Below are 25,125 nucleotides of genomic sequence, written 5' to 3'. Positions count from 1 at the left end.
AATGGCCCGTCACGACAGTGGCGGGCCATTCCGCGTTTCGCGCCCGGCCGGGCGCCGGCTCAGGCCGGGACGTAGGTGACGACCTCGACGCCGGTGCCGGTCCGCCAGCTCCCGGTCAGCGAGAGAGCGATCTTGGTGCCGTCCTCCCAGAGCCGCCGCCCCTCGCCCTGCACCACCGGATAGATCATGAGCCGGTACTCGTCGATCAGGTTGTGCCTGGTCAGGTAGTTCACCAGGGTGGCGCTGCCGTTGATCAGCAGGTGGCCCGGCCCGGCCTTGAGCCGCGCGACCGCGTCGGCCACCTCGCCCTGCAGGAAGCTCGCGTTCCACTCCGGGGTGGTGAGCGTGGTGGTCGCCACGTGCTTGGGCATCGCGTTCATCTTCACGCCGAACTCCCCGGTCGCCTCCTCCATCTGCGGCCAGGCGGACTTGAAGCCCTCGTAGGTGCGCCGGCCGAGCAGCAGGGCGTCGGCCTCGCGGAGGTTCGCGTCCTGCCAGTTGCCGAGCTCGTCGTTGAAGTACGGCCCGCTCCAGGCCGGCTCCTCGAAGACGCCGTCGAGCGTCACATACTCCACCGCGACAACCTTGCCCATCGCTCTCACCTCGCTATTTGACTGCCTCGTTAATTAACTGACTGGTAAAGTAGGCTTCTCGGCGCGCGGGTGTCAAGGGGTCCGCGCCGCCGGCCGGCACGTGGAGCCCGAGCGCCGGCCGGGATCCGGGGAACGGCCGGGCCGGCGGCGCCGGGCAACGGAGCCGCGCGGTGCCGCCGGGGACGAGGGGTTCCGCCGGAGCGGGTCCGGCGATCACCCTATTCCGGGACCAGCCGGGCTGGGTCCGTAAAGCCATCGCCGGTCTCGGTAGTCTGAGCGGGTGACTGTTCGCGTACGTTTCGCCCCCTCACCCACCGGCATGTTTCACGTGGGCGGCGCCCGTTCGGCGCTGCAGAACTGGATCTACGCCCAGCAGCACGGCGGTGTCTTCGTGCTCCGGATCGAGGACACCGACGCGGCCCGCAACCGGCCCGAGTGGACCGAGGGCATCATCTCGGCGCTGGACTGGATCGGCATCGAGCGCGGGACGTACGAGGGACCCTACTTCCAGTCCTCGTACGCCGCCGACCACACCGCCGCCGCCACCCGGCTCTACGGCGAGGGCAAGGCCTACTACTGCGACTGCAAGCGCGAGGACGTGATCGCCCGGACCGGCAACACGCACACCGGCTACGACGGCTTCTGCCGTGAGCGCGGGCTCGGCCCGGGCGAGGGCCGCGCGCTGCGCTTCCGCACGCCCGACGAGGGCGAGACCGTGGTCGAGGACCTGGTCCGCGGCAAGCCCACCTTCGAGAACCGGCTGATCGAGGACTTCGTCATCGCCCGCAGCGACGGCTCGGCGGTGTTCCTGCTGGCCAACGTGGTCGACGACATGAGCATGGGGATCACCCACGTGTTCCGCGCCGAGGAGCACCTGCCGAACACGCCGAAGCAGCAGCTGCTCTGGGAGGCGCTCGGCGCCACGCCGCCGGTCTGGGGCCACGTCCCGGTGATCGTCAACGAGAAGCGGCAGAAGCTGTCCAAGCGGCGCGACAAGGTCGCCCTGGAGTCGTACCGCGACGAGGGCTACCTCGCCGCCGCGATGCGCAACTACCTGATGCTGCTCGGCTGGGCGCCCACCGGTGACCGCGAGATCGTCCCGTGGTCGGTGATCGAGGAGGAGTACCGGATCGAGGACGTCAACCACGCTCCGGCGTTCTTCGACGTCAAGAAGCTGCGCGCGTTCAACGGCGAGTACATCCGGGCGCTCACCCCGAAGGAGTTCACCCAGGTCTGCGCGCCGTGGCTGACCGGCACCGGCACGATCCCGGCCCCGCCGTGGGACCCGGCGAAGTTCGACATCGACGTCTTCACCACGATCGCCCCGCTGGCCCAGACCCGGATCGCGGTGCTCTCCGAGATCGTGGAGAACGTCGACTTCCTCTTCCTCGACGAGCCGGTGCACGACGAGGCGTCGTGGGCGAAGGCGATGAAGGAGGGCGCGGCGGACATCCTCGACGGCGCCGCGGCCGCGTTCGGCGAACTGACCGACTGGCGCGCCGAGGCGCTCAAGGCCGCGCTGGAGCAGGTCGGCGAGGCACGCGGGCTGAAGCTCGGCAAGACCCAGGCGCCGGTGCGCGTGGCGGTCACCGGCCGTACGGTCGGGCTGCCGCTGTTCGAGTCGATCGAGGTGCTCGGCCGGGAGCGCACGATGTCCCGGATCGCCGCGGCGCGCGCTCGCCTTTCCGCCTGAACCGGCGCTTTTACCGCATTCGGCGACCGGTCACCATAGCTGGTCGTCGAATGCGGTGATGCGGTCCGCTACAAGGGTGGCCACCGCCCCCACGGATTGCGGGGACCAAGTAATATTCGGCCGCTGATCAACGGCGGAAAACCGTCCTCCGCAGTCGTCCCCCACATGGCTCCAATTCACCCTGCCTCGAGATGCGGCCGGGCCGGTGTCCGGGAAGGCTGGAGGCCGAGGCCGCGCTCCGGTCGTCACCGGAGCACGAGCAGCGGTTCACGCAACCATGTCATCCACGGGCGGGGGAGGTCGGATGGTGGTTCGACGGGTGATGAAACGGGCCGCCGCCGCGGCGGTCGGCGGGCTGGCGCTGGCGGGGGCGCTGGCGCTCGGCGTCCTTCCGGCGTCGGCGCAGGCCGCGCCGGCCGGCAGCGGCACGGCCGGGGCGGTGTGGCCGGTGGCCAAGCCGAAGCCGAAACTACAGCCGACCACGATCCACATCACCGGCCACGACGTGCCGGACGACGGGATCACGGTGCTGCAGGCGGAGGACCCGAAGCTGTTCCGGATGCTGATGGACGAGGTGGGGTGGCTCGCCTCGGCGACGCCGCAGACCTCGGCGCCCAAGTCCGCCAAGCTCGGTCCGAAGTACACCGTCAAGGTGCTGATCCAGCAGAACGCCACCCAGGTGTACGAGCTGTACCCGCTGGCCACCGGTGGTCCGCGGGCGCACCGGCCGGCGAGGCAGCCCTCCGGCCGCAAGCCGGACGGCTGGTTCTACGGCCGGCTGTCGATGTCCGAGACGCTGCGCCTCTCCGGCGTCCCGCTGAAGGCGAAGCCGGACGTGGTCAACGGCGGGATCGGCGGCGGCGTCGGCGAGACCATGGAATCGTCCGAGCTCGATCCGGTGGCCGGGGCGTCCGAACTGTTCGGCCAGATGCGCCGCCTGCTGCTGCTCAACGGCGCGATCCTGCTGGTGATCCTGACCGGCCTGGCCGGCATGGCCTTCGTGATCCGCCGCCGGATCTGACCACCCGCCGTTCGCCCTGGCTCGCCCCGCGAGCCAGGGCGTTTTCCCTTTCCGCGGCGCGGCAGCCGATCCGCGAACCCATTTCCCGCGAGGCCGCCCACCGGCGGAAAACCCTTCCCGATACGACCTGTGGGGCCCCGCCCGCAGGCTTCTCAGCCACGCCCCGTGCGGGTCCCGCGCGGCGCCCCGGCCGGCTCACCACCGCGACGCGCCGCCGCGCCGTGGGCACCGCACCGGCCGCGCCGGCACGAGCGATCAGCGCGGATCGGCGGCATGGCGGCGGGACGCCCGCTCGACGAGCGCGACCAGGTCCGCCAGGTCGGCGTCGAACTCCGCCTGCCCGGCCACCACGTCCCCCGCACCGCTCCCGGCACCCCCCGGCAGTTCCCCCGCACCACCGGCCGCCGCACTCTCCCGCGCCGCGAATCCCTCCCGCGCCGCGGACTCTTCCCGCGCCGCGGCAAATTCCTCCCGCGCCGCCGCGGATTCCTCCCCCGCCGCGGATTCTTCCCCCGCCGCCGCGGATCCCTCCCCCGCCGGGTGCCCTGCGCCGGCGGGCTCGGCGGCGGGGACGGCGGGCAGCCCCCCGGTGACCTCGCCGGTGGTGTAGCCGAGCAGGAACGCGCAGATCATCCGGGCCAGCCGGGGCACCTCGTCGTCACCCACCCCGGCGTCGTGCAGGATGCCCCGCAGCGCCGCGGTCAGCCAGGACGCCGAAGCCCCGGCCGCGGAGCGGTTCAGCAGCAGCGGGAAGGCGCTGGGATGCGCGTGGGCGAGCGAGCGCACCGCCCGGCCCAGCGCCCGGAGCCGGCGCCGCCAGTCGATGTCGGCGAGGTCGTCGCCGACCGCCGTGCCCAGCTCCAGGTGCAGCAGATCGACGAGGCCGTCGAGGAGGGCGTCCTTGCCACCGACGTACGGGTAGAGCGCCATCGAGGTGAGCCCGACCCGTTCGGCCACCGCCCGCATCGACATGGCCGCCAGACCGCGCTCGTCCACGAGGGCCAGCGCCTGGTCCAGGATCAGCCGTCTCTTGTCGTCCACCCGTTCACCGTGACCAGCCATCCCGCCCCGGCCGGCGAAACGCGCCCACACCACCGCCCCCGCTCACCCCGTCGGGTGAGCCCGCTCCAGCCAGCGCCCGGCGTACCCCAAAAAAATCGCAAAGCCCTCAAGCCCCGCCGCACACCCACACCCCGGCAAAAGCCCCGCAACCCCCACGCATTGCGCCCGACGTCAAAGGGCGCAATGCCCGCCGAGCGGAGCGAGGCCAATCAGCTCAGAGCGAGGCCAGTCAGCTCAGCACCACCGGCCGGGCGGCCGGCCGCGGCCGGCGGCCCGGCGGCGCGGGCGCACCGCGCCGTGCAGATGTGCGCCGGCCCAGCCGCGGAGGTCGCTGCGGCAGCCGACCCGGCCGGGCTCGGTCACGATGATCGGTTCGTCCTCGGCGATCGGTGACAGGTCTTCCAGGGCGGGATCGAGTTCGGCACGCGTCTTGTCGTCCCGGTCCATCATCTCGCCTCCTCGATCCGCGGGTTCGGCTGTCGATCGGTTGTTCGGCACCGTTTCTTCATCGGCACGCCGGGGCCGGGGTTGAATCCGGCGGGCGTGCTAGTCGGACACGATGCCAGGTCACCCACGGGAATCGCGGGAGAGGCGCACCGCTACAACCGACAAAAGTCACAAAATCTCACAGAACTGATAGGGTTCGCCTCGGCCGAGGCCGACATGACACTCTGGGCGCGTGGCGGACAGCCGAATCACCGATCCCTCGCCTGATACCCCGGCGAACCCTCTCCAACCTGCGACGTTGCGCCGGATCGAGCGGCATGCCGGCGCCCTGGCCAGTTCCGCGGTGGCCCGGATGGAGGAGACGCTGCCGTGGTTCCGCGCGCTGCCGGCCGATCAACGTTCCTGGGTGATGCTTGTCGCACAGGCCGGCGTGCGGTCGCTGGTGGAGTGGCTGCGCTCGGGCGCCACCGTGGCGGCCAGCACCCAGGAGATCTCCGACGAGGTGTTCGCGGCCGCGCCGCGCGCCCTGGCCCGGGCGATCACGCTGACCCAGACCGTGCAGCTGATCAAGGTGACCATCGACGTGGCCGAGGCCGAGGTGCCGGGCTTCGCCTCGAAGGGTGAGGACGACCTGCTGCTGCGGGCGATCCTGCGGTTCTCCCGGGAGATCGCCTTCTCCGCGGCCCGGGTGTACGCGCGGGCCGCCGAGTCCCGCGGCGCCTGGGACGCCCGGTTGCAGGCGCTGCTGGTGGACGCGCTGCTGCGCGGCGACTCGTCGGACGTCCTGGCCAGCCGGGCGGCCGCACTGGGCTGGGTGGACTCGCCCCCGGTGGCGGTGGTGGTGGGCCGCTCCCCGGGCGGCGACATCACCGCCGTGCTGCACGCGGTCTACCGGGCCGCGCGCCGGGCCCGGCTCGAGGTGATCGGCGGGGTGCACGGCGACCGGCTGGTCGCGGTGGTCGGCGGCGCGGCCGACCCGGTGGCCACCGCGGCGGCGCTGAGTCCGAGCTTCGGCGCCGGGCCGATCGTGGTCGGGCCGGCCGTGCCGACGCTGGAGCAGGCCACCGAGTCGGCCCGGGCGGCGCTGGCCGGGTTCCGCGCCGCACCGGCCTGGCCGGGCGCGCCCACCCCGGTCGCCGCGGACGACCTGCTGCCGGAGCGGGCCCTGGCCGGCGACATGGACGCCCGCCGCAAGCTGCGCAACGACGTGTACGCCGCCCTGGCCCGGGCGGGCAGCGGCCTGCTGGAGACCCTGGACGCGTTCTTCGCGGCGGGCGGGGTGCTGGAGAGCGCCGCGCGGGAGCTCTACGTGCACCCGAACACGGTGCGCTACCGACTGCGCCGGGTGACCGAGGTCACCGCGCTCTCGCCACTGGACGGCCGGGACGCGTTCGCGCTGCGGATGGCCCTGAGCATCGGACGGCTCGACCCTGCGACATGAGTCACAGCGCAGCCGCGGCCCGTACGAGTGGGCAAGCACTAACGAGCAGAGCGCCAAATGGTGCTCAACCCGTGCAAACCAATGCGCGATTTGTAGGGAACCTACAAGGCTGATCGTAGGGTTTGGTCGAGCGCAGCACCGCGAACCACCTCCCGATCCGGAAGAGTCGAAGGCGTGCTCGCCGTACTCTCGCCCGGCCAGGGCTCCCAGAAGCCCGGCTTCCTGACCCCCTGGCTCGAACTCCCCGGTGCGCGGGACCGCCTGACCTGGTGGTCCGCGCTCGCCGGCGTCGATCTGGTGCACCTCGGCACCGCCGCGGACGCCGAGGAGATCAAGGACACCGCCCGTACCCAGCCGCTGCTGGTCGCCGCCGCCGTGCTCGCCGCCGAACACCTGCCGATGGGTGACGTCGCGCTGGTCGCCGGCCACAGCGTCGGCGAGCTCGGCGCCGCCGTGCTGGCCGGGGTGCTGCCGCCGGAGGCCGCCATCGCGCTGGCCGGGCTGCGCGGCCGGGAGATGGCCGCCGCCTGCGCGCTCGCGCCGACCGGGATGTCCGCCGTGCTCGGCGGCGACCCGGACGAAGTGCTCGCCACCATCGAGAAGCACGGGCTGCACCCGGCGAACCGCAACGGGGCCGGCCAGATCGTCGCGGCCGGGGCGCTGGACGCGCTGGCCGGGTTCAAGGACGCTCCGCCGGCCGGGGCCCGGGTGATCCCGCTGAAGGTGGCCGGGGCGTTCCACACGCCGTACATGGCGCCCGCGGAGTCCGCGCTGGCCGCCGTCGCCGGTGGCGTGACCACGCACGACCCGGTCCGGACCCTGCTGTCGAACCTGGACGGCACGGCGGTGACCGACGGGCGTGAGATGGTGGGCCGCCTGGTCCGCCAGGTCACCGCGCCGGTGCGGTGGGACCTGTGCATGCGTACGCTCCAGGACCTCGGCGTCACCGCGATCATCGAACTTCCCCCGGCCGGCACCCTGGCCGGCCTGGCCAAGCGGGAGCTGAAGGGCGACGGCGCCCCGGAGATCGTCACGCTGAACACGCCGGACGATCTGACCGCCGCGCGCGACCTGATCGCCCGCCACGGCCAGCCACAGCACTGACGCGCGCAGTCGCGATCGAAGGAGGAACAGGATGACCGCGGGTTCCCGCATCGTCGCGATGGGCCACTACCAGCCCTCGCGCGTGGTCACCAACGAAGACCTGACCAAGACCCTGGACACCAACGACGCCTGGATCCGGGACCGGGTCGGCATCGCGGAGCGGCGCATCGCGGACACCGAGACGGTCGCCGACATGGCCACCTTCGCGGCCGAGAAGGCGCTCGCCGGCTCGGGGCTCTCCGCCGCCGACATCGATCTGGTCGTGGTCGCGACCTGCTCGTCGATCGACCGCTGCCCGAACGTCGCCACCCGGGTGGCGAACCGGCTCGGGATCGTCGCCCCGGCGGCGTACGACCTGAACACCGCCTGTTCCGGCTTCTCGTACGCGCTGGGCAGCGCGGACCACGCGCTGCGCGCCGGGGCCGCCCGCAACGCGCTGGTGATCGGCGCGGAGAAGCTCTCCGACGTCACCGACTGGTCCGACCGCACCACCGCGGTGCTGTTCGGCGACGCCGCGGGCGCGGCGGTGCTGACCGCGGTGCCGGACGGCGAGGAGCCCGGGGTCGGCCCGGTGCTCTGGGGCTCGGCGCCGGACAAGGGCGACGTGCTGCGGATCGAGGGCTGGCAGCCGTACATCAAGCAGGAGGGTCAGGTGGTCTTCCGCTGGGCGACCACCGCGCTCGCCCCGTTCGCCATCGAGGCCTGCCGGCGCGCCGGCGTCGAGCCGTCCGAGCTGGCCGCGTTCGTGCCGCACCAGGCGAACACCCGGATCATCGACGGCATCGTGAAGCGGCTGGGCCTGGGCCCGGACGTGATCGTCGCCAAGGACCTGGTCGAGTCCGGCAACACCTCCGCGGCGAGCGTGCCGCTGGCCCTGTCGAAGCTGGTCGAGCGCCGCGAGGTGCCCTCCGGGGCGCCGGTGCTGCTGTTCGGCTTCGGCGGTGGCCTCACCTACGCCGGTCAGGTCGTCCGCTGCCCCTAGCGGCGACTGCCCGTCTTCTGTCACATCAGTTTCGAGAGGAAAACAACCACCATGGCTACTCGCGAAGAGATCACCTCTGGCCTCGCCGAGATCCTCGAGGAGGTCGCCGGGGTGAACCCGGACGACGTCGCCGAGGAGAAGTCGTTCACCGATGACCTGGACGTCGACTCCCTGTCGATGGTCGAGGTCGTGGTGGCCGCCGAGGAGAAGTTCGGCGTCAAGATCCCGGACAACGAGGTGCAGAACCTGAAGACCGTCGGCGACGCCGTCAACTACATCGAGGCGAATCACTGAGATGAGCACCGTGGACGTCGTCGTCACCGGGCTCGGCGCGACGACCCCGCTTGGCGGGGACGTCGCGTCCACTTGGGACGCCATGCTCGCCGGCCGCTCCGGGGTGGGTTCGCTCACCGAGGAGTGGGCCGGCCAGCTGCCCGTACGCATCGCCGCACGGGTGGCCGTCGATCCGTCGGAGATCATCGAGCGGGTGCGGATGCGCCGCCTGGACCGCAGCGAGGCGATGGCCATCATCGCCGCGAAGCAGGCCTGGGCCGACGCCGGGCTGGAGGGCGCCGGGGTGGACCCGGAACGCCTCGCGGTCAGCTTCGGCAGTGGCATCGGTGGCGCGATCACCCTGCTCGACCAGGACGACATCCTGGAGAAGAGCGGCCCGCGGCGGGTCAGCCCGCACACCGTGCCGATGCTGATGCCCAACGGCCCGGCCGCGTACGTCGGGCTGGAGTTCGGCGCCCGGGCGGGGGTGCGCGCCATGGCGAGTGCCTGCGCCACCGGCGCCGAGGCGCTCGCGCTCGGCCTCGACCTGATCCGGGCCGGCCGGGCCGACGTGGTGGTGGCCGGCAGCACCGAGGCCGTCATCCACCCGCTGCCGATCGCCGGTTTCGCGTCGATGCGCGCCATGTCGACGCGCAACGACGAGCCGGAGCGGGCGTCCCGGCCGTGGGACCGCAACCGGGACGGCTTCGTCCTCGGTGAGGGCTCCGGCGCGCTGATCCTGGAGCGCGCCGACCACGCGGCGGCCCGCGGGGCCACCGTGTACGCCCGCCTGGCCGGCGCCGGGGTCACCTCGGACGGCTACGACATCGTGCAGCCGGACCCGGAGTGCGCCGGCGGCATCCGCGCCATGCGGATGGCCCTGCGTGACGCCGGTCTGACCGGCGCGGACATCAAGCACGTCAACGCCCACGCGACGTCGACCCCAGCCGGCGACATGGGCGAGATCATGGGCATCCGGGCCGCCATCGGCGAGCACCCGGTGGTCACCTCGACCAAGTCGATGACCGGGCACCTGCTCGGCGCGGCCGGGGCGTTGGAGTCGATCGCCACCATCCTGGCGATCCGCGACAGCGTGGTCCCCCCGACCATCAACCTCGACGACCCGGACGATCGCCTGGATCTGGACGTGGCGGCGCACAAGGCCCGTCCGCTGGACATCCCGGCGGCGGTGAACAACTCGTTCGGGTTCGGCGGCCACAACGTGGCCCTGGTCTTCGCCCGCGCGTGACCTGGGAGATCCCAGGGAGCCGGCCCCGGCCACCGATCGGCGCGATCCCGGACTGCGACTGAGCAGCTTCTTCGACCGCGGCACCATGCGCCTGCTCGCCCCCTGGAGGACGAGTCCGGCGCGCTGCACGCCCGTGGCACGGTCGACGGCACCCCCGCCGTCGCCGTCGCCACCGGCGCCACCCGGCTGGGTGGGGCGATCGGCGTGCCGGGCTGCCGGCGGATTGTCGAGGCGATCGACGTCGCGGTCCGGGGCCGGGTGGCGATGGCCGGGATCTGGCATTCCGGCGGGGTCCGGCCGGGCGAGGGCGTCGACGCCCCGGACACGGCCGGGCAGGTCCTCACCGCCACGGACCGGCCCTCCGGCCGGATCCCGCAGCTCGCGATCGAACTCGGCCCGGTGTCGGTGAGCGCCGCCTGCAGCGCGGCGCTCACCGACACCGTGGTCATGAGCGGGACCGGGCGGATCTTCCCGGTCGGCGCCACCGGCTCCCCCGGCTTCGCCACCCGCTTCGCCCGCCTGACCGCGCCGGAGAACGAGACCCCGAGGGCCGCTGGTCGGTCCGGCTGCCCGCCGTCCGGGCCGGCTGTCGCCGGCGGACGTGCCGCCCGGCAGCACGCTGGGCCGCCCGCCGGCCGCGCTGGTCCCGGCGGGCACCGATCAGAGGGACGACGTACGCCCGCTGATCCGCGCCCTGCTCGACGAACCGTCCCCGGAGCCGCAGCCCCCTGGGCCCCGAACGTGGTGACCGCCCTGGGCCACTTCGCCGGCCGGACGAGGGGTGGTCGCGAACGATCCGCACCGGCTCGACGGCGGCCTGGACGCGTCCGGCGCGGAGAAGGCCGCGCGGTTCGAGCGGATGAGCCGGACTGATCGACGCGGTCATCGAGCCGGGCCGGACCCGCCGCCGGATCGCCGCGGCGCCGGCCGCCCGCGGCGCACACGGCAACATCCCGCTGCAGCCGACCGGCTCCCGGCCGTCACTTCGCGCAGGCGCTGCGGGGCAGCCCGGCGACCGCGATCGGCGACCGGCCCGGCGCGGTGGCCCGGCCGGCGATCACCGCGGCCACCGCGGTCATCGACAGCTCGCTGGAGGAGTACGTGGCCAGCAGCGTCGGCGACTTGGCGTAGGCGAGCAGGCCGGGCAGGTCCATCATCACGGTCACCGCCGCGTCCGGGGACAGGTCGATCGGCTTGTCGCCGTACCCCACCAGGTGGATCTCCGATCCCCCGGCGGCCCGCACCGGCACACCGGCCGCCTGCAACGCCCGGACCAGGGTGACCCGGGCGGTCTCGCGCGACGCCGGCGCGGTCACCGTGACCGGCCCGTTGACCAGCGGCCCGGAGCAGCGCCCGCGGAACACCGTGATCGAGGCGGCGTCCAGCGCGGAGACCGCCTGCCGGTGCGCCGCCGAGCCGAGCACCGACAGGTCCGGCTGCGGGATGGCCGCGGTGCGGTACTTGAGGGTCAGGATCCGGGTGACCGCCTCGACCAGCCGCTCCCGCTTCAGGGTGCCGTTGCCCAGCCCGGCCAGGATGCCGTCCCGGGCGGCGCCGATGTCCGGCGGCATGAGCAGCATGTCGTTGCCCGCGTTGAGGGCGCGGACCGCGGCCTCGCCGGCCGGCCACTTCTTGGCCGGGGCCATGTTCATCGCGTCGGTGATCGCCACCCCGGTGAACCTGAGCTGTCCGCGCAGCACGTCGGTCATCACCTTGCGGGAGAAGGTGGCGGCCGTCCCCTTGTCCACCGCCTGCAGGTCCAGGTGGCCGGACATCACCACGCCGGCGCCGGCCTGCACGCCGGCCCGGAACGGCGGCAGGTCCTGGCTGCGCCACGCGGCCGCGCTCTGCTTGATCACGGGCAGCTCGTCGTGGCTGTCGCCGGTGGTGTGCCCGTGCCCGGGGAAGTGCTTGAGCGCGGCCGAGACGCCGGCGCTCTGCAGGCCGCGCACCGCCGCGGCGACCTGGGCCGCGTTGGCTGCGGCGTCGGTGCCGTACGACCGGGAGCCGATCACCGAGCTGCCGGCCGTCCCGAGCGTGTCGGCGACCGGGGCGAAGTCCACCGTGACCCCCATCGCGGCCAGTTCCTCGCCGGCCGCGCGCCAGGCCGCCTCGGTCAGCTCGGGCCGGCCGGCCGCGCCCGCCGCGAACGCCGACGGGAGCGCGGTGACGCCCTTGGTGATCCGGGTGACCACGCCGTACTCCTGGTCCGTGCCGATCAGCAGCGGGGCGGCGGCGGGCAGCTGACGCGCGGCCTCCTGCAGGCCGGTGGTGAGCGCCCGCACCTGCTGCGGGTCCGCCACGTTGGACGTGGGGTTGGTCTTGCCGGTCGGGTCGTGCGGCGTGAAGGAGACCAGGATCAGCCCGCCGAGCCGGTACTTCGCGATCATCTGGGCCGGGGTGTCCACCCCGGCCAGCGACCGGTTGCCGGCGGCCGACCCGGCGTCGACCTGGGTGGCCGACCCGCCGTACGCGTAGGGCATCAGCACCTGCCCGGCCAGGTCCTCGTCGCTGAGCCGGGCCACCGTCTGCGCCGCCCGCACCGCCGGGTCGGCGGGCGGCGCGGATGCCGACTCGGAGATCGGAGCGGGCGCCGAGGACGCCATCGGACCGGCGCTGGGCGGGGCGCCCTGGGGCGTCTTGGCGTCGTTCCCGCAGGCTCCGGCGAGCAGGAGCAGCGGGGCGACAAATGCGACACGGGCCAACTTTTTCACGCCCGTCATCGAATCAGGTCGGAGAAACCTCCGTCACACGATCCCCCCTAACCGACCCGGGTGAGCAGCGTGACCGGGGCGCCGTCGCCCGCGTAGCGGTACGGCTCCAGCTCGGCGTCCCAGGCGCTGCCGAGCGCCTTCTCCAGGGCGTGCGTCAGCGCCTCGGGGGCCCGGGCGGACGCCATGATCGCCCGCAGCCGGTCCTCGCCGATCTGGATGTCGCCGGAGGCGCCCATCGTGCCGTGGAACAACCCGCGGCCGGGAACGTGCATGTACCGCTCACCGTCGATCCCGGGACTCGGCTCCTCGGTCACCTCGAAACGGATCATGGGCCACTGCCGGAGGGCAGCAGCCAGCTCGGCGCCGGTTCCCGCGCGACCGGTCCAGCTGCACTCGGCTCGGCGCATGCTCGGATCGACCGGCTGCACGGTCCACTGCAGATTGACCGGCGCGGTCAGGACGCGCGCTATGGCCCATTCGACGTGCTGGCACACGGCGAGCGGGGATGAGTGGACGTATACGACGCCACACGTTGGCACGGTGACCTCCCGGAGACCGAGGTGCGTCTTCCCCTACGACCTCGACCGCGGTTGATCGTGTCCCATGATGCCGGTTGGTACGGATGGTGCGCCAGAGAATCCGCAACATCGACTGTGGGACCAGCCGTAGTGGCATACCCGGTCCAACGCCCGTACCTGCTCCGACGGCACGGTTCACCAGGCGTCGTGTAGAGTTGCTACGGCCTTTTTCTCTGCTCGAGCTTTTTCCTCAAGGAGTACCGCCGTGGCGAGCAACACCTCAAAGACCGCCCGCGCATCAGTCCGCGCCGGCCAGAGCGCCGGTGGCGCCCTCAGCGTGCTCGGTGAGTACAAGTACCTCATCCCGCTCGCCAACGGCCGCTTCGCGTACGTGCGCAACCTGACCAACGGCAAGACCACCCACCTCAAGACCGACTCGGACGCCTTCGTCGAGGAGATCCGGACGCTGGCCGGCGCCGGCCACGGTCCGAAGATCCGCGCCGAGCTGAACGCGCTGCACACCACCAACCCGGAGCACGGCTGGGCCGACACCGAGAAGCGGCTCGTCGACGCGGGCGTCTTCGAGGGCTGAGCAGCCTCAAACACGCAAAGGCACCTCCCCGCGCGAAGCCGGGAGGTGCCTTTTCACGTCTGGCGACGATCGGCACATATTGATCAAGCGGACTTGAGGAACTCCACCCACCCGGTGTCCAGGTCGTAGATCCCGCCGACCACGTCGATCCGGCCAGCGGCGATCGCCGGCGCCAGACCGGCGCTCTCCCGCAGCCGCTCCACGGTCCGCAGCACGTGTGCGCGCACCGCCTGCTCGGCCGCCTCCGGGTCGGTCAGGTCGATGCCGTCCACCGCCGGGGCCAGCTCGCCCACCAGGTAGCCGACGTCGCCGGCCGGGCGGTCGCCGGAGCGCACCGCGTCGACCGTGGCGGTCACCGCACCGCACCGCTTGTGCCCGACCACGAGCACGAGCGAGACGCCGAGCGCGGACACCGCGAACTCCACCGAGCCGAGGATCGAGCGGTCCAGCACGTGCGCGCCGGAACGGGCCACGCAGATCGAGCCGAATGCCTGATCGAAGATCGCCTCGAGCGGCACCCGGGAGTCGATGCAGCCGAGCACGACCGCATGGGGTTGCTGGCCGCCCGCCGTGGCGGCGGCCTGGGTGACGTTGTGCCCGTATCGGGGCTTGCCGTACACGAATCGTTTGTTGCCCGTGATGAGCTCGCCCAGGGCTGTGCCGGGCGTGATGGCCTGGGCAGCGCGAATGGCTGTCATGCCCTCGATTCTCACCCGCCGCGGGCCCGACGACAGCGATTGCGAGGCAGGTCACCGTCAGCACGGGACCTCGGTCCCTGGCCAATAGGGCAATGGCAATCACCGTGATCGCGAGTGATGCTTATTACCCGTGGGTACAACGCGGGGGCGTGAGAGCCGCGGAGGTGCCCATGTCCGAGCGAACCGAGCTGCCGCTGACCGACGGTGTGCGCCTGCACGTCGAGATCTCCGGTCCGGCGGACGCCCCGCTGACCGTCGTCCTGCTGCACGGCTGGTGCCTGGACCGGCGGACCTGGCGGCAGCAGGTGGACGCGCTGCGCGCGCTGGGCCGCCGCGCGCCGCGGGTGATCGCGTACGACGCCCGCGGCCACGGCCGTTCCTCCGCCACCCGGCGCAGCGCGGCCACCCTGGACCAGCTCGGCGACGACCTGGCCGAGGTGGTGCGCCGGCTCGCGCCGAGCGGCCCGGTGGTCCTCGCCGGCCACTCCATGGGCGGCATGACGATCATGGAGTACGCCCACCGCCATCCCGCCGAGTTCGCCGACCGGGTGGCCGGCCTGGTGCTGGTCTCCACGACCGCCGAGGGCCACACCCACACCCGGTACGGCCTGCCGGACCGGGTGGCCGACCTGCTGCGCGTCGGCGAGACGCTGGGCGCCGGGGTGCTCGCCCGGTCCGGGGCCTGGCGGCCGCACCGCGCCGTGCTGCCCGCCCTGGCGCCCGCGGTGCGCTGGCTGCTCTTCGGCGAGCGGTGCGCCGACGAGGCGCTGGGCCTGACCCTGCGCAGCGTCGGCCGCGCCTCGCTGCGCTCGATCGGCGGGTTCCGCACGTCGATCGGCGCGCAGCAGCGGCTGGACACCCTGGCCGGCATCGGCGACATCCCGGCCACCGTGCTGGTCGGCGACCGGGACCGGCTCACCCCGGTGCCGTGCGCCGAGTCGATCGCGGCGGCGATCCCGCACGCCGAGCTGACCGTCTGCCCAGGGGCCGGGCACATGCTGCCGCTGGAGTGCCCCGGGGAGGTGTCCGGCGCGCTGGTCTCGACCGTCCGCCGGGTCAACCGGCGGACCAGGAAGGTCTGCCGCCCGGCCGCGGCAAGGCAGAGCCGCCAGGCCGCCTGAACGCCGGCCGGTCCCCTCCCGCAACCGGCCGCCGCCACCCGGGGCTCGGGCCGCTCAGGGGCCGGGCCGCTCAGGGGCCGGGTCGCTCAGGGGCCGGGTCGCTCAAGGGCCGGGTCGCTCAAGGGCCGGGTCGCTCAAGGGCCGGGTCGCTCAAGGGCCGGGTCGCTCAAGGGTCGGGCCGCTCAAGGGTCGGGCCGGCCGCCCGGGGCTGGGGCCGCCCGGCGCTCGGGCCCGGCCCGGGCGCTTGGCCGGAACATCCGCATGCCACCGCTCGTTTCTGGAAGGCTCGAACGATGCGGTTCACACCAGGCCGCTTCGACGCGGGTTGCCGGGCAGGAGTAAGTTCGATTGCCCCCTTCGCGCGAGCGCGCTGGTGGTGCGCATGAAAGGGAGAACGACCGACTTGAGCGACGCCACCGTCCTGCAACAGGAGATCGCGGTCGAGCAGCAGCACGTGGACAGGGTCTATGCCCGCCTCGCCGAGCTGCGCGCACACGCGTCCCGGGCCGAGAAGGAGGGGTACCGACTGGCCGGGGTGGGCACCTTCGGGGCGCTCGTCGAGCGCGACGCGATGGTCTTCCACGCGGCCCGCCGCCGGCACGCGCTCGACACCGAGCACGAGGGCCTGGTCTTCGGCCGCCTCGACCTGAAGACCGGCGCCACCCACTACGTCGGCCGGATGGGCATCCGCGACGACGCCTCGAAACCGCTGGTCGTGGACTGGCGGGCGCCGGCCGCCGCGGCGTTCTACCGGGCCACCCCGGCCGAGCCGCTGGGCGTGGTGCGCCGCCGGATGATCCAGTCCAGCCGGGAGCGGGTCACCGGCATCGAGGACGACCTGCTCGACCCGGAGTCCGCCCCGCCCGGGATGCGGGTGGTCGGCGACGGCGCGCTGCTGGCCAGCCTCGCCAAGGCGACCGGTCGCGGGATGCGCGACATCGTCGCCACCATCCAGCGCGAGCAGGACGAGGCGATCCGCTCCCCCGCCTCCGGCGTGACCATCGTCACCGGCGGGCCGGGCACCGGCAAGACGGCGGTGGCCCTGCACCGCGCCGCGTACCTGCTGTACTCCGACCGCAGCCGGTTCGCCGGCGGCGGCATCCTGGTGGTCGGGCCGTCCGGGGTGTTCGTCGAGTACATCGCGACCGTGCTGCCCTCGCTCGGCGAGGAGACCGCGACGCTGCGCTCGCTGGGCTCGCTGGTGCCGGGCTACGACGCGGTCCGGGTCGACCCGGGCGAGGTGGCCGCGATCAAGGGCTCGCTGCGGATGCGCCGGGTCCTGGAGCGCGCCTCGCACGACGCGGTGCCCGGCGCGCCGACCGAGTTGCGCCTGCTCTACCGCGGCACGCTGCTCCGGCTGGACGCCGCCGACCTGGACCGGATCCGCCGCTCGGCGCTGCCCCGGGGCGCGCGCCGCAACGAGGTCCGCGGCCACGGCTTCGACCGGATCTTCGACGCGCTCTGGGCACAGGCGCGCGAGCAGAAGGTGACCGGCCTGCCGGAGAAGCGCGAGTTCGAGTCCGAGCTGGCCGACCGCGCCGACTTCCGGGAGTTCCTCAAGGCGTGGTGGCCGCGGTTCACCCCGATGCGGGTGCTGCGCTGGCTCGCCGACCCGAAACGGCTCCGCGCGTACGCCAACGGCCTGCTCTCCCGCGACGAGATCGCGACCCTGCAGGGCTCCTTCGACGCGCTGGCCGAGCACGGTCCGACGATCGCCGACGTGGCGCTGCTGGACGAGCTCGACGAGCTGATGGGTCGCCCACGGCAGCCGGCGCGGAAGAACCGGAACCCGTTCCACGTACGCGACGGGGTCCAGGAGGTCAGCACGTACGCGGACCGCCAGGCCGCCGCCCGCGCCCAGCAGGTGCAGCGCGAGGAGGACTACCGCGACTACGCGCACGTGGTGGTCGACGAGTCGCAGGACGTCTCGCCGATGCAGTGGCGGATGATCGGGCGCCGCGGCGGGTACGCGTCCTGGACGATCGTCGGCGACCCGGCGCAGACCGCCTGGTCCGGCGACCCGGCCGAACTCGACCGGGCCCGGGACCGGGCGCTGGGCTCGCGCAAGCGCAACAGCTACGCGCTGACCACCAACTACCGCAACTCCTCGGAGATCTTCGCGGTGGCCGCCTCGGTGATCAAGGCGATCCTGCCGGACCTGCCGCTGCCCTCGGCGGTCCGCTCCACCGGCGTGGACCCGGTGGACGTGGTGACCGGCGCGGACGCCCTGCCGGCCGCGGTCCGCGAACTGACCGAGAAGCAGCTCGCCGACGTGGACGGCACGATCGGTGTGATCGCCCCGGTGCCCCGTCGCGACGAGGTGGCCGGCTGGGTGACCGGCCTGCCGGAACGCGTCCAGGTGGTCACCGCGCTGGAGGCCAAGGGCATGGAGTACGACGCGGTGGTCCTGGTCGAGCCGGGCGAGATCGCTGTCGACCGTGCCGGCGTGCGTACCCTCTACGTCGCCCTGTCCCGCGCCACCCAGCGCCTGACCACGGTCGGCACGAACCCGGACTGGCATCCCTGACACCCCGCCCCGGCCGGCGGACCCTTCCCCGGCCGGGGCCGACCAGCCGGCGATCAACGTGCTCACGCAGGGCCCATGACGACCTTCAGCACCAGCCGGGGCGAGCCGGCTGGTGCTCAGCGCGGTCATCCGAGCCCGGCCCGCCGCCACCCACCTGAGCCGCGCCCGCACCACCGGGAAACGCCCGGCAGGGTGATGGTGCGCGGCAACTCCGGCGTCTGCGGTGCCGTGGCCGGCCGGCCGGTCACGGTCACCGCGAGAGCGACGCCGATCATGGCGGTCCGCTTCCGGCGCGGCTCCGGATCGCACGCACAGCGAGGTACGCCTCGGCGCCGCCCCGGCCGGCGACGGAGGCCGCGATCACCGCCGCCGGACGGGCCGGGTCCGACTCCCGGCGCACCTTCGGGCTGTACCGCCCGGAGGTACTCGCCGCACTGGCCAACGCGACGCTGCTGACGGTGGCGGCGGGTTTCGTGATGGCCGGGGTGATCGTGGCCGCGGTGGTCATCCGGAGGACCGGCCGGGCGTACGCCGACCCGATCGCCGCGGTCGTGGTCGCGCTGATGGTCCTGCCGCGCACCTTCGCCCTGGGACGCTCTCGGCGGTACGGATCCTGGTCCAGGCCGCGCCCCGGCACGTCGACGTGGCGGCGGTCCACGAGCGGCCGGCCGCCGCGCCGGGCGTGTGCGATGTGCACGACCTGCACGTCTGGACCCTCACCGAGGGCATGGAGGTGGCCTCCGCGCACCTCGGACTGGCCCCTCCGGCCGAGCTCGGCACGGTGCTCACCGCGGCCCGCGAGACGCTGCCGCGTCCCGGCCCGGTGGCGGATTCCGCCGCCGGGTGGCCCGAGTCGCAGAACGCCGCTTCTGCTCTTTTTGCGATCCGCCACGCCGGATGCACGAAAAGATGAGAATGCGAATCATGAGTGACGGCCGGGTCATGGTCTTCGCGCCGGCCCCACAGCTGACGGTGACCATCGAACAACACCACGAGCAGCCCGAGCTGCACGTACATCCGGGTGGCCAGGGGATCTGGCAGACCCGCATGATCACCTCATTGGGCGTCCAGGTGACGCTCTGCGCGGCTGCCGGCGGCGAGGTGGGGCGGGTGCTGGCCCCGCTGATGGCCGGGCTGCCCGGGGTGACCATGCGGCTGGTGCTCCGCGAGCACGGCAGCGGCTGGTACGTGCACGACCGGCGCAGCGGCAGCCGTGAGGAGATCGCCGAGCGGCCGGGCACCCCGCTGTCCCGGCACGAACTGGACGAGCTGTACAACCTGACGCTGGCCGAGGGCCTGCGGGCCGGCATCGCGATCCTCAGCGGTCCGGCGCACCCCTCGGTGATCAAGCCGGAGGTGTACGGCCGGCTCGCCGCGGACCTGCGCTCGAACGGCTGCCAGGTGATCGCCGACCTGTGCGGGCGGTACCTGGAGGCGGTGCTGGAGGCCGGCCTGAGCGTGGTCAAGATCAGTCATGAGGAGTTGATCAAGGATGGGATGGCCGCCGACGGCTCCACCCGGGAGCTGTTGAACGCCCTGGTCAAGCTGAATTCTGACGGCGCCGAGGCGGCGGTGGTGTCCCGGGCCGGCGACGGCGCGCTGGCACTGATCAACAACGAGATCTACTCGGTCACGCTGCCCCGGCTGACCGCGGCCGAGCACCGCGGCGCCGGCGACTCGATGACCGCCGGGGTCGCCGCCACCCTGGCGAACGGCGGCTCGATGACCGACGCGGTACGCACCGGCGCGGCTGCCGGCGCCCTCAACGTCACCCGGCACGGACTCGGCACCGGGCACGTGGACGCCGTCCGGGTGTTGACCGAACGAGTCCGGCTGACCCCCATCAAGAAGGCATCATGACCTCGATTCCGGGCAACCATCGCCATATGAGAATTCTCATCACCAACGACGACGGTATCGAGGCGCCGGGCATCCGCTGGCTGGCCCGGGCCCTGGCGCACGCGGACTACGACGTGGTGGTCGCCGCGCCGCTCAGCGAGTCCAGTGGTAGCAGCGCCTCGATGACCGCCGTGGTGCAGGAGGGCAAGATCGTCTCGGAGCCGCGCGGGCTGGCCGGGGCGAAGAACATTCCGGCGTACGGCGTGGCCGCGTCCCCGGCGTACATCGTCCTGCTGGCCATGCGGGAGGCGTTCGGCCCACCGCCGGACCTGGTGGTCTCCGGCATCAACCGCGGCGCGAACGCCGGTGCCGCGGTCGTGCACTCGGGGACCGTGGGCGCCACCCTGACCGCCTCGCACGCCGGACTGCGCGGCCTGGCCGTCTCCCTGGACGTGCTCACGCCCGCGGCGGCCAGCGCGGCCAGCGGGGGCGCCGCGATAGCCGCCCTGCACAAGGCCGACGACGAGCAGCACCACTGGGCGAGCGCCGCCGAGCTGGCGGTCCGGCTGCTGCCGTCGCTGCTGCACACCCCACCGGGGACGGTCTTCAACCTCAATGTGCCGGACCTGCACGTGGACGGCATCCGGGGGCTACGACAGGCGGCGCTGGCCCGGTTCGGTCAGGTCCAGATGAGCATCGCCGAGGCCGGTGACGGCTACGTGCGCACCGCGGTGCAGGCCGCCGAGGAGGAGCTGGACCCGGGCACCGACCTGGCCGCCCTGGCCGACAACTTCGCCGTGGTCACCCCGATCCGTGCCCCCCACGAGGACACCGCGATCCGCATCAACGTGGAAGGAATCCGCTTCCAGACCCCGGCCCTCTGAACCCCGGCCAACCGCGCCATCCCGGCCAACGAGGTCGCCCATCCCGACGCCCCGCCCGCCCCACCGAAGCCACCGGCCACACCCCGGACCAGGCCGACCCTCCACCCCGAACACCCCAGCGCCCCGCCGAGCCCGGGCCGAGTCCCGCCGAGCCCGGGCCGCGCAGCCCACCCCGGGACCACCCCGCGGAACTCCGCAACCCCCACGCATTGCGCCCGTCGACGTCGAGAGCCCCGAAAACGACAAGCGAAGCGTGGTCGTTTTCGGGGCTCTCGACGTCGACGTCAAAGGGCGCAATGCCCGCCGAGCGGAGCGAGGCCCATCAGCTCAGCCCGCCGAGCGGAGCGAGGCCGATCAGCTCAGCCCGCCGAGCGGAGCGAGGCCGATCAGCTCAGCACCGCCCCAGCTGGCTCGGCGCTCTCCTGGTACGGCTGCGGGTTGCCGAACAGGCCGAGCAGCCCGGTGACCCACAGCTGCTTGTGAGCGAACCGGCTCGGCCGGGTGACGACCACCTTGACACCACTGACCCCGGCGAGCTGGAAGGCTGCTACCAGGGCGCTGATGCCGACGGAGTCGATGAAGGTCACGTGCTGCATGTTGAGCTCGATGCGAACCGGGGAGCCGTCGGCCAGTTGGGCCGCCACGGCTTCGCGGATCTCGTACGCGTTCTCGACGTCGATCTCGCCACGCGGCGAGACCTCGACGGCGCCGTCAGCCAGCGTCGACGTCGTTATCGACAGCGTCACGCCTCTTCCCTCCACCCGCCCAGGTCCTCCGGGCGTTGCTTCTCTGTACGCAGGTCGTCACGACCACCCTGAGGAGCAGGGCGGCATGGACTACCCCCGGAAGGTTCGGTGAAACTGACCGAAAGGGTAGGCCCCGAACCTGTTAGACACCTGAGTGGCCCGTATGAGCGAGGTCAACAGTACTGCGGGACGTCAAATCGTTTTCGAAATGTGATGTCGTCCATACCGGACGTTTGCCGTGTCCTCCGCTTGGGCACGGTTGCCAGGTAGGGCGAGCGCAGGAGGTAACCGACAATGTTCGCGACACGTAAGGACCGTACTGAACGGACCGCCGCTCAGGCGTGGGACCACCTGTCGGCTGCCATGGCCGCCGCCGGGGAGACCGCCAGGGACGCCGGCCGCCAGGCCGCCGACGCGGCCGACAGGGCGAGCGGGCTGGCCGGCAGGACCAGCCGGCGCAGCCGCAAGCTGGCGGCCAAGGCGAACCGCAAGAGCCACAAGCTGGCCCGCAAGGCCGGCCGGAAGGGCACCTACCTGGCGATCCGGGCCGGTGGCGCCGCCGACGAGGCGTGGACCCGGGCCAACGCCGCGGCCGGCGCGCTGGCCGGGCGCAAGCCGGGCCGCCCGTGGGGCCTGATCACCGGGGTCGGCCTGCTCGGGCTGGCGGCCGGCTGGGTCGCCGCGTCCACCGCGCGCGCCGCGCTGGAACGGCAGGCCGAGAACGAGCAGCTGGAGCTGGCCGAGACGGCGGTCGTGGTGACCCCGACGTTCGAGGGCAAGTGACGTACGCAAGCGCCTGACCGCCGGGTGTGGCGGCCGCCGCACCCGGCCCGCACGGCCGACCGGGATCCCCTCGCCGCCGCCCTGCCCGCCGGTCCGGAAGCACCACGGGTCCGCTCCGCGCTGCCGGCGGGCAGCGGGGCACGCACGGGTCGGGCCTGCCCGGGACGCGGTCGGCGGGTGCACCGGCGGCGACGGTGTCCGGGTGGCCCGCGCCGCGCGGACGGACCGCCCTGCGCCTGGCCGGACCGGCTGCCGGGGAGTGGTTCTCGGCACAGTCGCCGTCGTACCGGCGAGCGATCACCCACGCCGGCGCCGAGCGCCGGGCGCGCGGCGGCCGGGAACGCCGTCCGACCCAGCTCATCGTCGATCCGGCGGCCCGTTGACGGGTGCCTCCGCTGATCTCCCGTTGATCGGCGGGGCTCTGTACAGTTGAGCCCCGTTGCGCTCGATCAGACTCCGGCACGCGGCCCCGGCGCCGCCCGATCAGAAAAGGTCCACCTGGTGCTCAGTGCGGGACATCTCCTGGACAACCGCTACCGGTTGGACGAACGGATCGCGACCGGCGGCATGGGCGACGTCTGGCGCGGCACCGATGTGGTGCTGGGCCGTGTCGTGGCGGTGAAGGTGCTGCGCACCGCGATGCTGGACGACCCGGAGTTCGCCGCCCGGTTCTACGGCGAGGCGCGGATGATGGCCGCCTTCCGGCACCCGGGTGTGGTCGAGGTCTACGACTACGCCGAGGCGGGCGACGCCGGCGGCCCGGAGAAGGTCGCCTACCTGGTGATGGCGTTCGTCGAGGGCGAGCCGCTGTCGAACCGGGTGAAGGACGGTCCGATCCCGGTCGAGGAGACGATGTCGATCGTGGCGCAGGCGGCCGACGCGCTGCACGCCGCGCACGAGGCGGGCATCGTCCACCGGGACGTGAAGCCCGGCAACCTGATGGTGAAACCGACCGGCGCGGTCATCCTGGTGGACTTCGGTGTCGCCCGGTCCAATGCGCTGACCAGCATGACCGGGCTCAACTCGATCGTCGGCACCGCTCTCTACATGGCGCCCGAGCAGGTCGCCAAGGGCAACCTGACGCCCGGCACGGACGTGTACGCGCTCGGCGCGGTGGCCTACCACTGCATCGCCGGGCGGCCGCCGTTCGACGGGGACAACGCGCTGCAGGTGGCGCTGCGGCACCTGGAGGACGAGCCGGACCCGCTGCCCGAGCACGTCCCGGTCGAGGTCCGCGAGCTGATCGGCCGGGCGATGGCCAAGCAGCCGGCCGACCGGTTCCCCAGCGCCGCCGAGTTCGCCGAGGCGGCGTACGCCACGCTCGGCAACCCGCAGGACTGGAAGCGGCTGACCGGCACCGCCCTGATCGCCCCGACCAGCGGCGCGCCCACCCGCCCGACCCCGGTCAGCCCGGCGCCGGCCGGTGCGGGGCCGCTGACCCAGCCGACGATGCCCCGCCCGCGGATGTCGCCGGCGCCGCCGCCGATGCCCGCGCCGGCGATCTCCTCGCCCGCTCCGCGCGCCCAGCGTGGCCTGATGATCGCCGTGATCGCGCTGTTCGTGCTGGCCGGCGGCCTGGGTGTGGCCTTCGCGCTGACCAACAAGCAGGATCCGGCCGACGCCAGTCCCGGGGGCACCGGCAACCAGCCCACCGTGGTGCAGACCATGGAGACGCCGGAGGTGTCGGAGACCCTCAGCGAGCAGCCGGTGGTGGAGGAGACCGGCTCGCGCCGCACCGTGCCGACGAAGAAGACCCGGACGCCGTCGCCGAGCCCCTCCCTCTCGGTCTCGTCGCCCACGCCCGGCATCACGTCGGCGTCGCCGTCGCCGACGCCGACCGAGACGCCCTCGTCCGCCACACCCAGCCCGAGCAAGACCGAGGAACCGGACGAGGAGCCGACCACCACGCCCACCGGCACGGAGGACCCGGGCACCGACACCCAGGAGTGAGGCCGGTCGCCCGCCGGGGACCGGCGGGCGGCGCCTCCTGTTCAGTCGCGGTCGCAGCGCGCTGTCCGGTTGGGTGACGCGCCGGTGTGACCGGCGCTTCCCGGACCGCGGGTGCCGCCGGACGCACCGGGAATGCTGGATCGCACCGGAAATGCAACCGGAGCGGACTGAAACCTCAACTCGCCCCCGGCACGGCCGATGAACCCGGTTGGCACGGAACCGCAACCGAGCCGCTACCGGGAAAGGCCGCACCATGACGACCGTTCACTCGCCGCAGTCCGCACACGGGCACCCGATGTCCCCGCCGTGGGCCGAGCGCCCCGAGACGGCGACGCTGGAGCTGGAGACGCCGCCGTTCGGTGGCGTGGTCCCGCCGTACGGGTCGCCGGGCAACAAGCACGGCCAGCTGCTGGTCCGCTTCCCGCAGGAGGTGCTGGGCGCGGCCCGGCCGGAGGCGCCGTCCTGGCGTCCGGTGGTGGCCTGGACGTTCTTCCTCAGCGTGCTGGGCGTGGTCTCGGCGATGCGCCGGGCCGGGCGGGCCCGGGAGTACGGCCGGCGGCGTGCCCCGTACTGGGTGGCGTTCGTGGTGACGTGCGTGGCCGGGGCGGCGTTCTGGTCGGCGCTCGTGGTGGACGTGGCGCTGCCGGTGTACCGGATCCAGGCCGAGGACCGGGCGACCGCGGCGGTGCAGGAGAAGGTGCGCGGCGACGGCCGGGTGGAGGCGGCCGTCGGCACCACGGTCAAGAGCGGCGGGTGCGTGCCGGTCAGCGACCGTGATGCCGAGGGGATGCGCCGGTACGACTGCACGTTCCGGCTCAGCGACGGGCGGTCCGCCTCGATGGTGATCGAGGCGGACACCCGCGGCAACTGGGAGACGACCGGGTGAGG

The 25,125-nt window shown here is 73.2% G+C and carries 23 protein-coding genes and 1 pseudogene; 17 read left to right on the top strand and 7 right to left on the bottom strand.

Translation table 11 applies throughout. The features are described 5' to 3' along the window. Positions 1 to 59: 59 nt before the first annotated feature. The gene (locus ACTEI_RS07045) at positions 60 to 593 is read right to left on the bottom strand and encodes a dihydrofolate reductase family protein (protein WP_122976897.1); all 534 of its coding nucleotides are present in this window, start codon (positions 591 to 593) and stop codon (positions 60 to 62) included. A 280-nt stretch (positions 594 to 873) separates the two neighbouring features. On the opposite strand from ACTEI_RS07045, the gene gltX reads away from it, so the two are divergent. Both gltX and ACTEI_RS07035 read left to right on the top strand, forming a co-directional pair. Next, positions 874 to 2,286, top strand: coding sequence for a glutamate--tRNA ligase (gene gltX, locus ACTEI_RS07040; RefSeq protein ID WP_122976896.1), 1,413 nt, complete (start codon positions 874 to 876; stop codon positions 2,284 to 2,286). 304 nt (positions 2,287 to 2,590) lie between these two features. After that, complete coding sequence (locus tag ACTEI_RS07035) at positions 2,591 to 3,307, top strand: hypothetical protein (protein WP_122976895.1); 717 nt, start codon at positions 2,591 to 2,593, stop codon at positions 3,305 to 3,307. 255 nt (positions 3,308 to 3,562) lie between these two features. Here the strand turns inward: ACTEI_RS07035 and ACTEI_RS38130 are convergent, their stop codons facing one another. Both ACTEI_RS38130 and ACTEI_RS07025 read right to left on the bottom strand, forming a co-directional pair. After that, positions 3,563 to 4,348, bottom strand: coding sequence for a TetR/AcrR family transcriptional regulator (locus tag ACTEI_RS38130; protein ID WP_239082225.1), 786 nt, complete (start codon positions 4,346 to 4,348; stop codon positions 3,563 to 3,565). Between the two features lie 255 nt (positions 4,349 to 4,603). Then, complete coding sequence (locus ACTEI_RS07025) at positions 4,604 to 4,819, bottom strand: hypothetical protein (protein ID WP_122976894.1); 216 nt, start codon at positions 4,817 to 4,819, stop codon at positions 4,604 to 4,606. A gap of 244 nt (positions 4,820 to 5,063) precedes the next feature. Between ACTEI_RS07025 and ACTEI_RS07020 the strand changes: the two genes are divergently transcribed. The 6 genes from ACTEI_RS07020 (at position 5,064) to ACTEI_RS39300 (ending at position 10,738) form a co-directional block, all read left to right on the top strand. Then, complete coding sequence (locus tag ACTEI_RS07020) at positions 5,064 to 6,257, top strand: PucR family transcriptional regulator (RefSeq protein ID WP_122981967.1); 1,194 nt, start codon at positions 5,064 to 5,066, stop codon at positions 6,255 to 6,257. A gap of 174 nt (positions 6,258 to 6,431) precedes the next feature. Continuing rightward, complete coding sequence (locus ACTEI_RS07015) at positions 6,432 to 7,361, top strand: ACP S-malonyltransferase (RefSeq protein ID WP_122976893.1); 930 nt, start codon at positions 6,432 to 6,434, stop codon at positions 7,359 to 7,361. Positions 7,362 to 7,392: 31 nt separating this feature from the next. Continuing rightward, positions 7,393 to 8,343, top strand: coding sequence for a beta-ketoacyl-ACP synthase III (locus ACTEI_RS07010; RefSeq protein WP_122976892.1), 951 nt, complete (start codon positions 7,393 to 7,395; stop codon positions 8,341 to 8,343). A gap of 51 nt (positions 8,344 to 8,394) precedes the next feature. Further along, positions 8,395 to 8,637 carry an acyl carrier protein gene (locus ACTEI_RS07005; protein WP_122976891.1) on the top strand — a complete coding sequence of 81 codons (243 nt, stop codon included), beginning with the start codon at positions 8,395 to 8,397 and terminating at the stop codon, positions 8,635 to 8,637. 1 nt (position 8,638) lies between these two features. After that, complete coding sequence (gene fabF / locus ACTEI_RS07000; RefSeq protein WP_122976890.1) at positions 8,639 to 9,865, top strand: beta-ketoacyl-ACP synthase II; 1,227 nt, start codon at positions 8,639 to 8,641, stop codon at positions 9,863 to 9,865. 102 nt (positions 9,866 to 9,967) lie between these two features. Further along, a complete protein-coding gene (locus ACTEI_RS39300) occupies positions 9,968 to 10,738 on the top strand; it encodes a carboxyl transferase domain-containing protein (protein WP_122976889.1) in 771 nt (256 codons plus the stop codon). Positions 10,739 to 10,845: 107 nt separating this feature from the next. Here the strand turns inward: ACTEI_RS39300 and ACTEI_RS06990 are convergent, their stop codons facing one another. Further along, on the bottom strand, positions 10,846 to 12,588 hold the full coding sequence (locus ACTEI_RS06990; RefSeq protein ID WP_122976888.1) for a glycoside hydrolase family 3 protein: 1,743 nt from the start codon (positions 12,586 to 12,588) through the stop codon (positions 10,846 to 10,848). A gap of 38 nt (positions 12,589 to 12,626) precedes the next feature. Beyond that, entirely contained in the window at positions 12,627 to 13,118 is a 492-nt protein-coding gene (locus ACTEI_RS06985; RefSeq protein ID WP_122976887.1) for a DUF3145 domain-containing protein, read from the bottom strand. Between the two features lie 244 nt (positions 13,119 to 13,362). On the opposite strand from ACTEI_RS06985, the gene ACTEI_RS06980 reads away from it, so the two are divergent. After that, on the top strand, positions 13,363 to 13,689 hold the full coding sequence (locus ACTEI_RS06980) for a hypothetical protein (protein WP_122976886.1): 327 nt from the start codon (positions 13,363 to 13,365) through the stop codon (positions 13,687 to 13,689). Positions 13,690 to 13,772: 83 nt separating this feature from the next. Here the strand turns inward: ACTEI_RS06980 and ACTEI_RS06975 are convergent, their stop codons facing one another. Then, positions 13,773 to 14,387, bottom strand: a complete 615-nt coding sequence (locus ACTEI_RS06975; RefSeq protein ID WP_122976885.1) for a carbonic anhydrase — start codon at positions 14,385 to 14,387, stop codon at positions 13,773 to 13,775. A gap of 170 nt (positions 14,388 to 14,557) precedes the next feature. On the opposite strand from ACTEI_RS06975, the gene ACTEI_RS06970 reads away from it, so the two are divergent. The 5 genes and pseudogenes from ACTEI_RS06970 to surE all read left to right on the top strand — a co-directional run bounded on the left by ACTEI_RS06970 (position 14,558) and on the right by surE (position 20,758). Then, positions 14,558 to 15,508, top strand: coding sequence for an alpha/beta fold hydrolase (locus ACTEI_RS06970; protein WP_122976884.1), 951 nt, complete (start codon positions 14,558 to 14,560; stop codon positions 15,506 to 15,508). Between the two features lie 403 nt (positions 15,509 to 15,911). Next, positions 15,912 to 18,035 (top strand): HelD family protein, encoded by a 2,124-nt coding sequence (locus tag ACTEI_RS06965; RefSeq protein WP_122976883.1) that lies wholly within the window; start codon positions 15,912 to 15,914, stop codon positions 18,033 to 18,035. 353 nt (positions 18,036 to 18,388) lie between these two features. Beyond that, positions 18,389 to 18,843 (top strand): annotated as a pseudogene (locus tag ACTEI_RS06960) (cation transporter dimerization domain-containing protein); the annotation flags it as partial. Positions 18,844 to 18,950: 107 nt separating this feature from the next. Next, positions 18,951 to 19,895, top strand: a complete 945-nt coding sequence (locus ACTEI_RS06955) for a PfkB family carbohydrate kinase (RefSeq protein ID WP_239082224.1) — start codon at positions 18,951 to 18,953, stop codon at positions 19,893 to 19,895. 26 nt (positions 19,896 to 19,921) lie between these two features. Continuing rightward, on the top strand, positions 19,922 to 20,758 hold the full coding sequence (gene surE, locus ACTEI_RS06950; RefSeq protein ID WP_122976882.1) for a 5'/3'-nucleotidase SurE: 837 nt from the start codon (positions 19,922 to 19,924) through the stop codon (positions 20,756 to 20,758). Between the two features lie 386 nt (positions 20,759 to 21,144). Here surE and ACTEI_RS06945 read toward each other — a convergent pair whose 3' ends face one another. Beyond that, positions 21,145 to 21,504 (bottom strand): STAS domain-containing protein, encoded by a 360-nt coding sequence (locus ACTEI_RS06945; protein WP_122976881.1) that lies wholly within the window; start codon positions 21,502 to 21,504, stop codon positions 21,145 to 21,147. 294 nt (positions 21,505 to 21,798) lie between these two features. Between ACTEI_RS06945 and ACTEI_RS06940 the strand changes: the two genes are divergently transcribed. The 3 genes from ACTEI_RS06940 (at position 21,799) to ACTEI_RS06925 (ending at position 25,123) form a co-directional block, all read left to right on the top strand. Next, a complete protein-coding gene (locus ACTEI_RS06940) occupies positions 21,799 to 22,287 on the top strand; it encodes a hypothetical protein (protein ID WP_122976880.1) in 489 nt (162 codons plus the stop codon). A 501-nt stretch (positions 22,288 to 22,788) separates the two neighbouring features. Then, positions 22,789 to 24,237, top strand: coding sequence for a serine/threonine-protein kinase (locus ACTEI_RS06930; RefSeq protein ID WP_122976878.1), 1,449 nt, complete (start codon positions 22,789 to 22,791; stop codon positions 24,235 to 24,237). Positions 24,238 to 24,490: 253 nt separating this feature from the next. Further along, positions 24,491 to 25,123 (top strand): hypothetical protein, encoded by a 633-nt coding sequence (locus ACTEI_RS06925; protein ID WP_122976877.1) that lies wholly within the window; start codon positions 24,491 to 24,493, stop codon positions 25,121 to 25,123. Positions 25,124 to 25,125: the final 2 nt, after the last annotated feature.

The sequence above is a fragment of the Actinoplanes teichomyceticus ATCC 31121 genome (assembly GCF_003711105.1).
Lineage (GTDB): Bacteria > Actinomycetota > Actinomycetes > Mycobacteriales > Micromonosporaceae > Actinoplanes > Actinoplanes teichomyceticus.
Note: the sequence above shows the minus strand (reverse complement) of the source record. Positions and strands in the feature narration are given on the sequence as shown.

Bases quoted from the DNA above. Each gene is read 5' to 3' on its own strand.
- ACTEI_RS07045 (WP_122976897.1), bottom strand. From the start codon at position 593: ATGGGCAAGGTTGTCGCGGTGGAGTATGTGACGCTCGACGGCGTCTTC.
- ACTEI_RS07035 (WP_122976895.1), top strand. From the start codon at position 2,591: ATGGTGGTTCGACGGGTGATGAAACGGGCCGCCGCCGCGGCGGTCGGC.
- ACTEI_RS07025 (WP_122976894.1), bottom strand. From the start codon at position 4,819: ATGATGGACCGGGACGACAAGACGCGTGCCGAACTCGATCCCGCCCTG.
- ACTEI_RS07010 (WP_122976892.1), top strand. From the start codon at position 7,393: ATGACCGCGGGTTCCCGCATCGTCGCGATGGGCCACTACCAGCCCTCG.
- ACTEI_RS07005 (WP_122976891.1), top strand. From the start codon at position 8,395: ATGGCTACTCGCGAAGAGATCACCTCTGGCCTCGCCGAGATCCTCGAG.
- fabF (WP_122976890.1), top strand. From the start codon at position 8,639: ATGAGCACCGTGGACGTCGTCGTCACCGGGCTCGGCGCGACGACCCCG.
- ACTEI_RS06990 (WP_122976888.1), bottom strand. From the start codon at position 12,588: ATGACGGGCGTGAAAAAGTTGGCCCGTGTCGCATTTGTCGCCCCGCTG.
- ACTEI_RS06975 (WP_122976885.1), bottom strand. From the start codon at position 14,387: ATGACAGCCATTCGCGCTGCCCAGGCCATCACGCCCGGCACAGCCCTG.
- ACTEI_RS06970 (WP_122976884.1), top strand. From the start codon at position 14,558: ATGTCCGAGCGAACCGAGCTGCCGCTGACCGACGGTGTGCGCCTGCAC.
- ACTEI_RS06955 (WP_239082224.1), top strand. From the start codon at position 18,951: ATGCGAATCATGAGTGACGGCCGGGTCATGGTCTTCGCGCCGGCCCCA.
- surE (WP_122976882.1), top strand. From the start codon at position 19,922: ATGAGAATTCTCATCACCAACGACGACGGTATCGAGGCGCCGGGCATC.
- ACTEI_RS06940 (WP_122976880.1), top strand. From the start codon at position 21,799: ATGTTCGCGACACGTAAGGACCGTACTGAACGGACCGCCGCTCAGGCG.
- ACTEI_RS06925 (WP_122976877.1), top strand. From the start codon at position 24,491: ATGACGACCGTTCACTCGCCGCAGTCCGCACACGGGCACCCGATGTCC.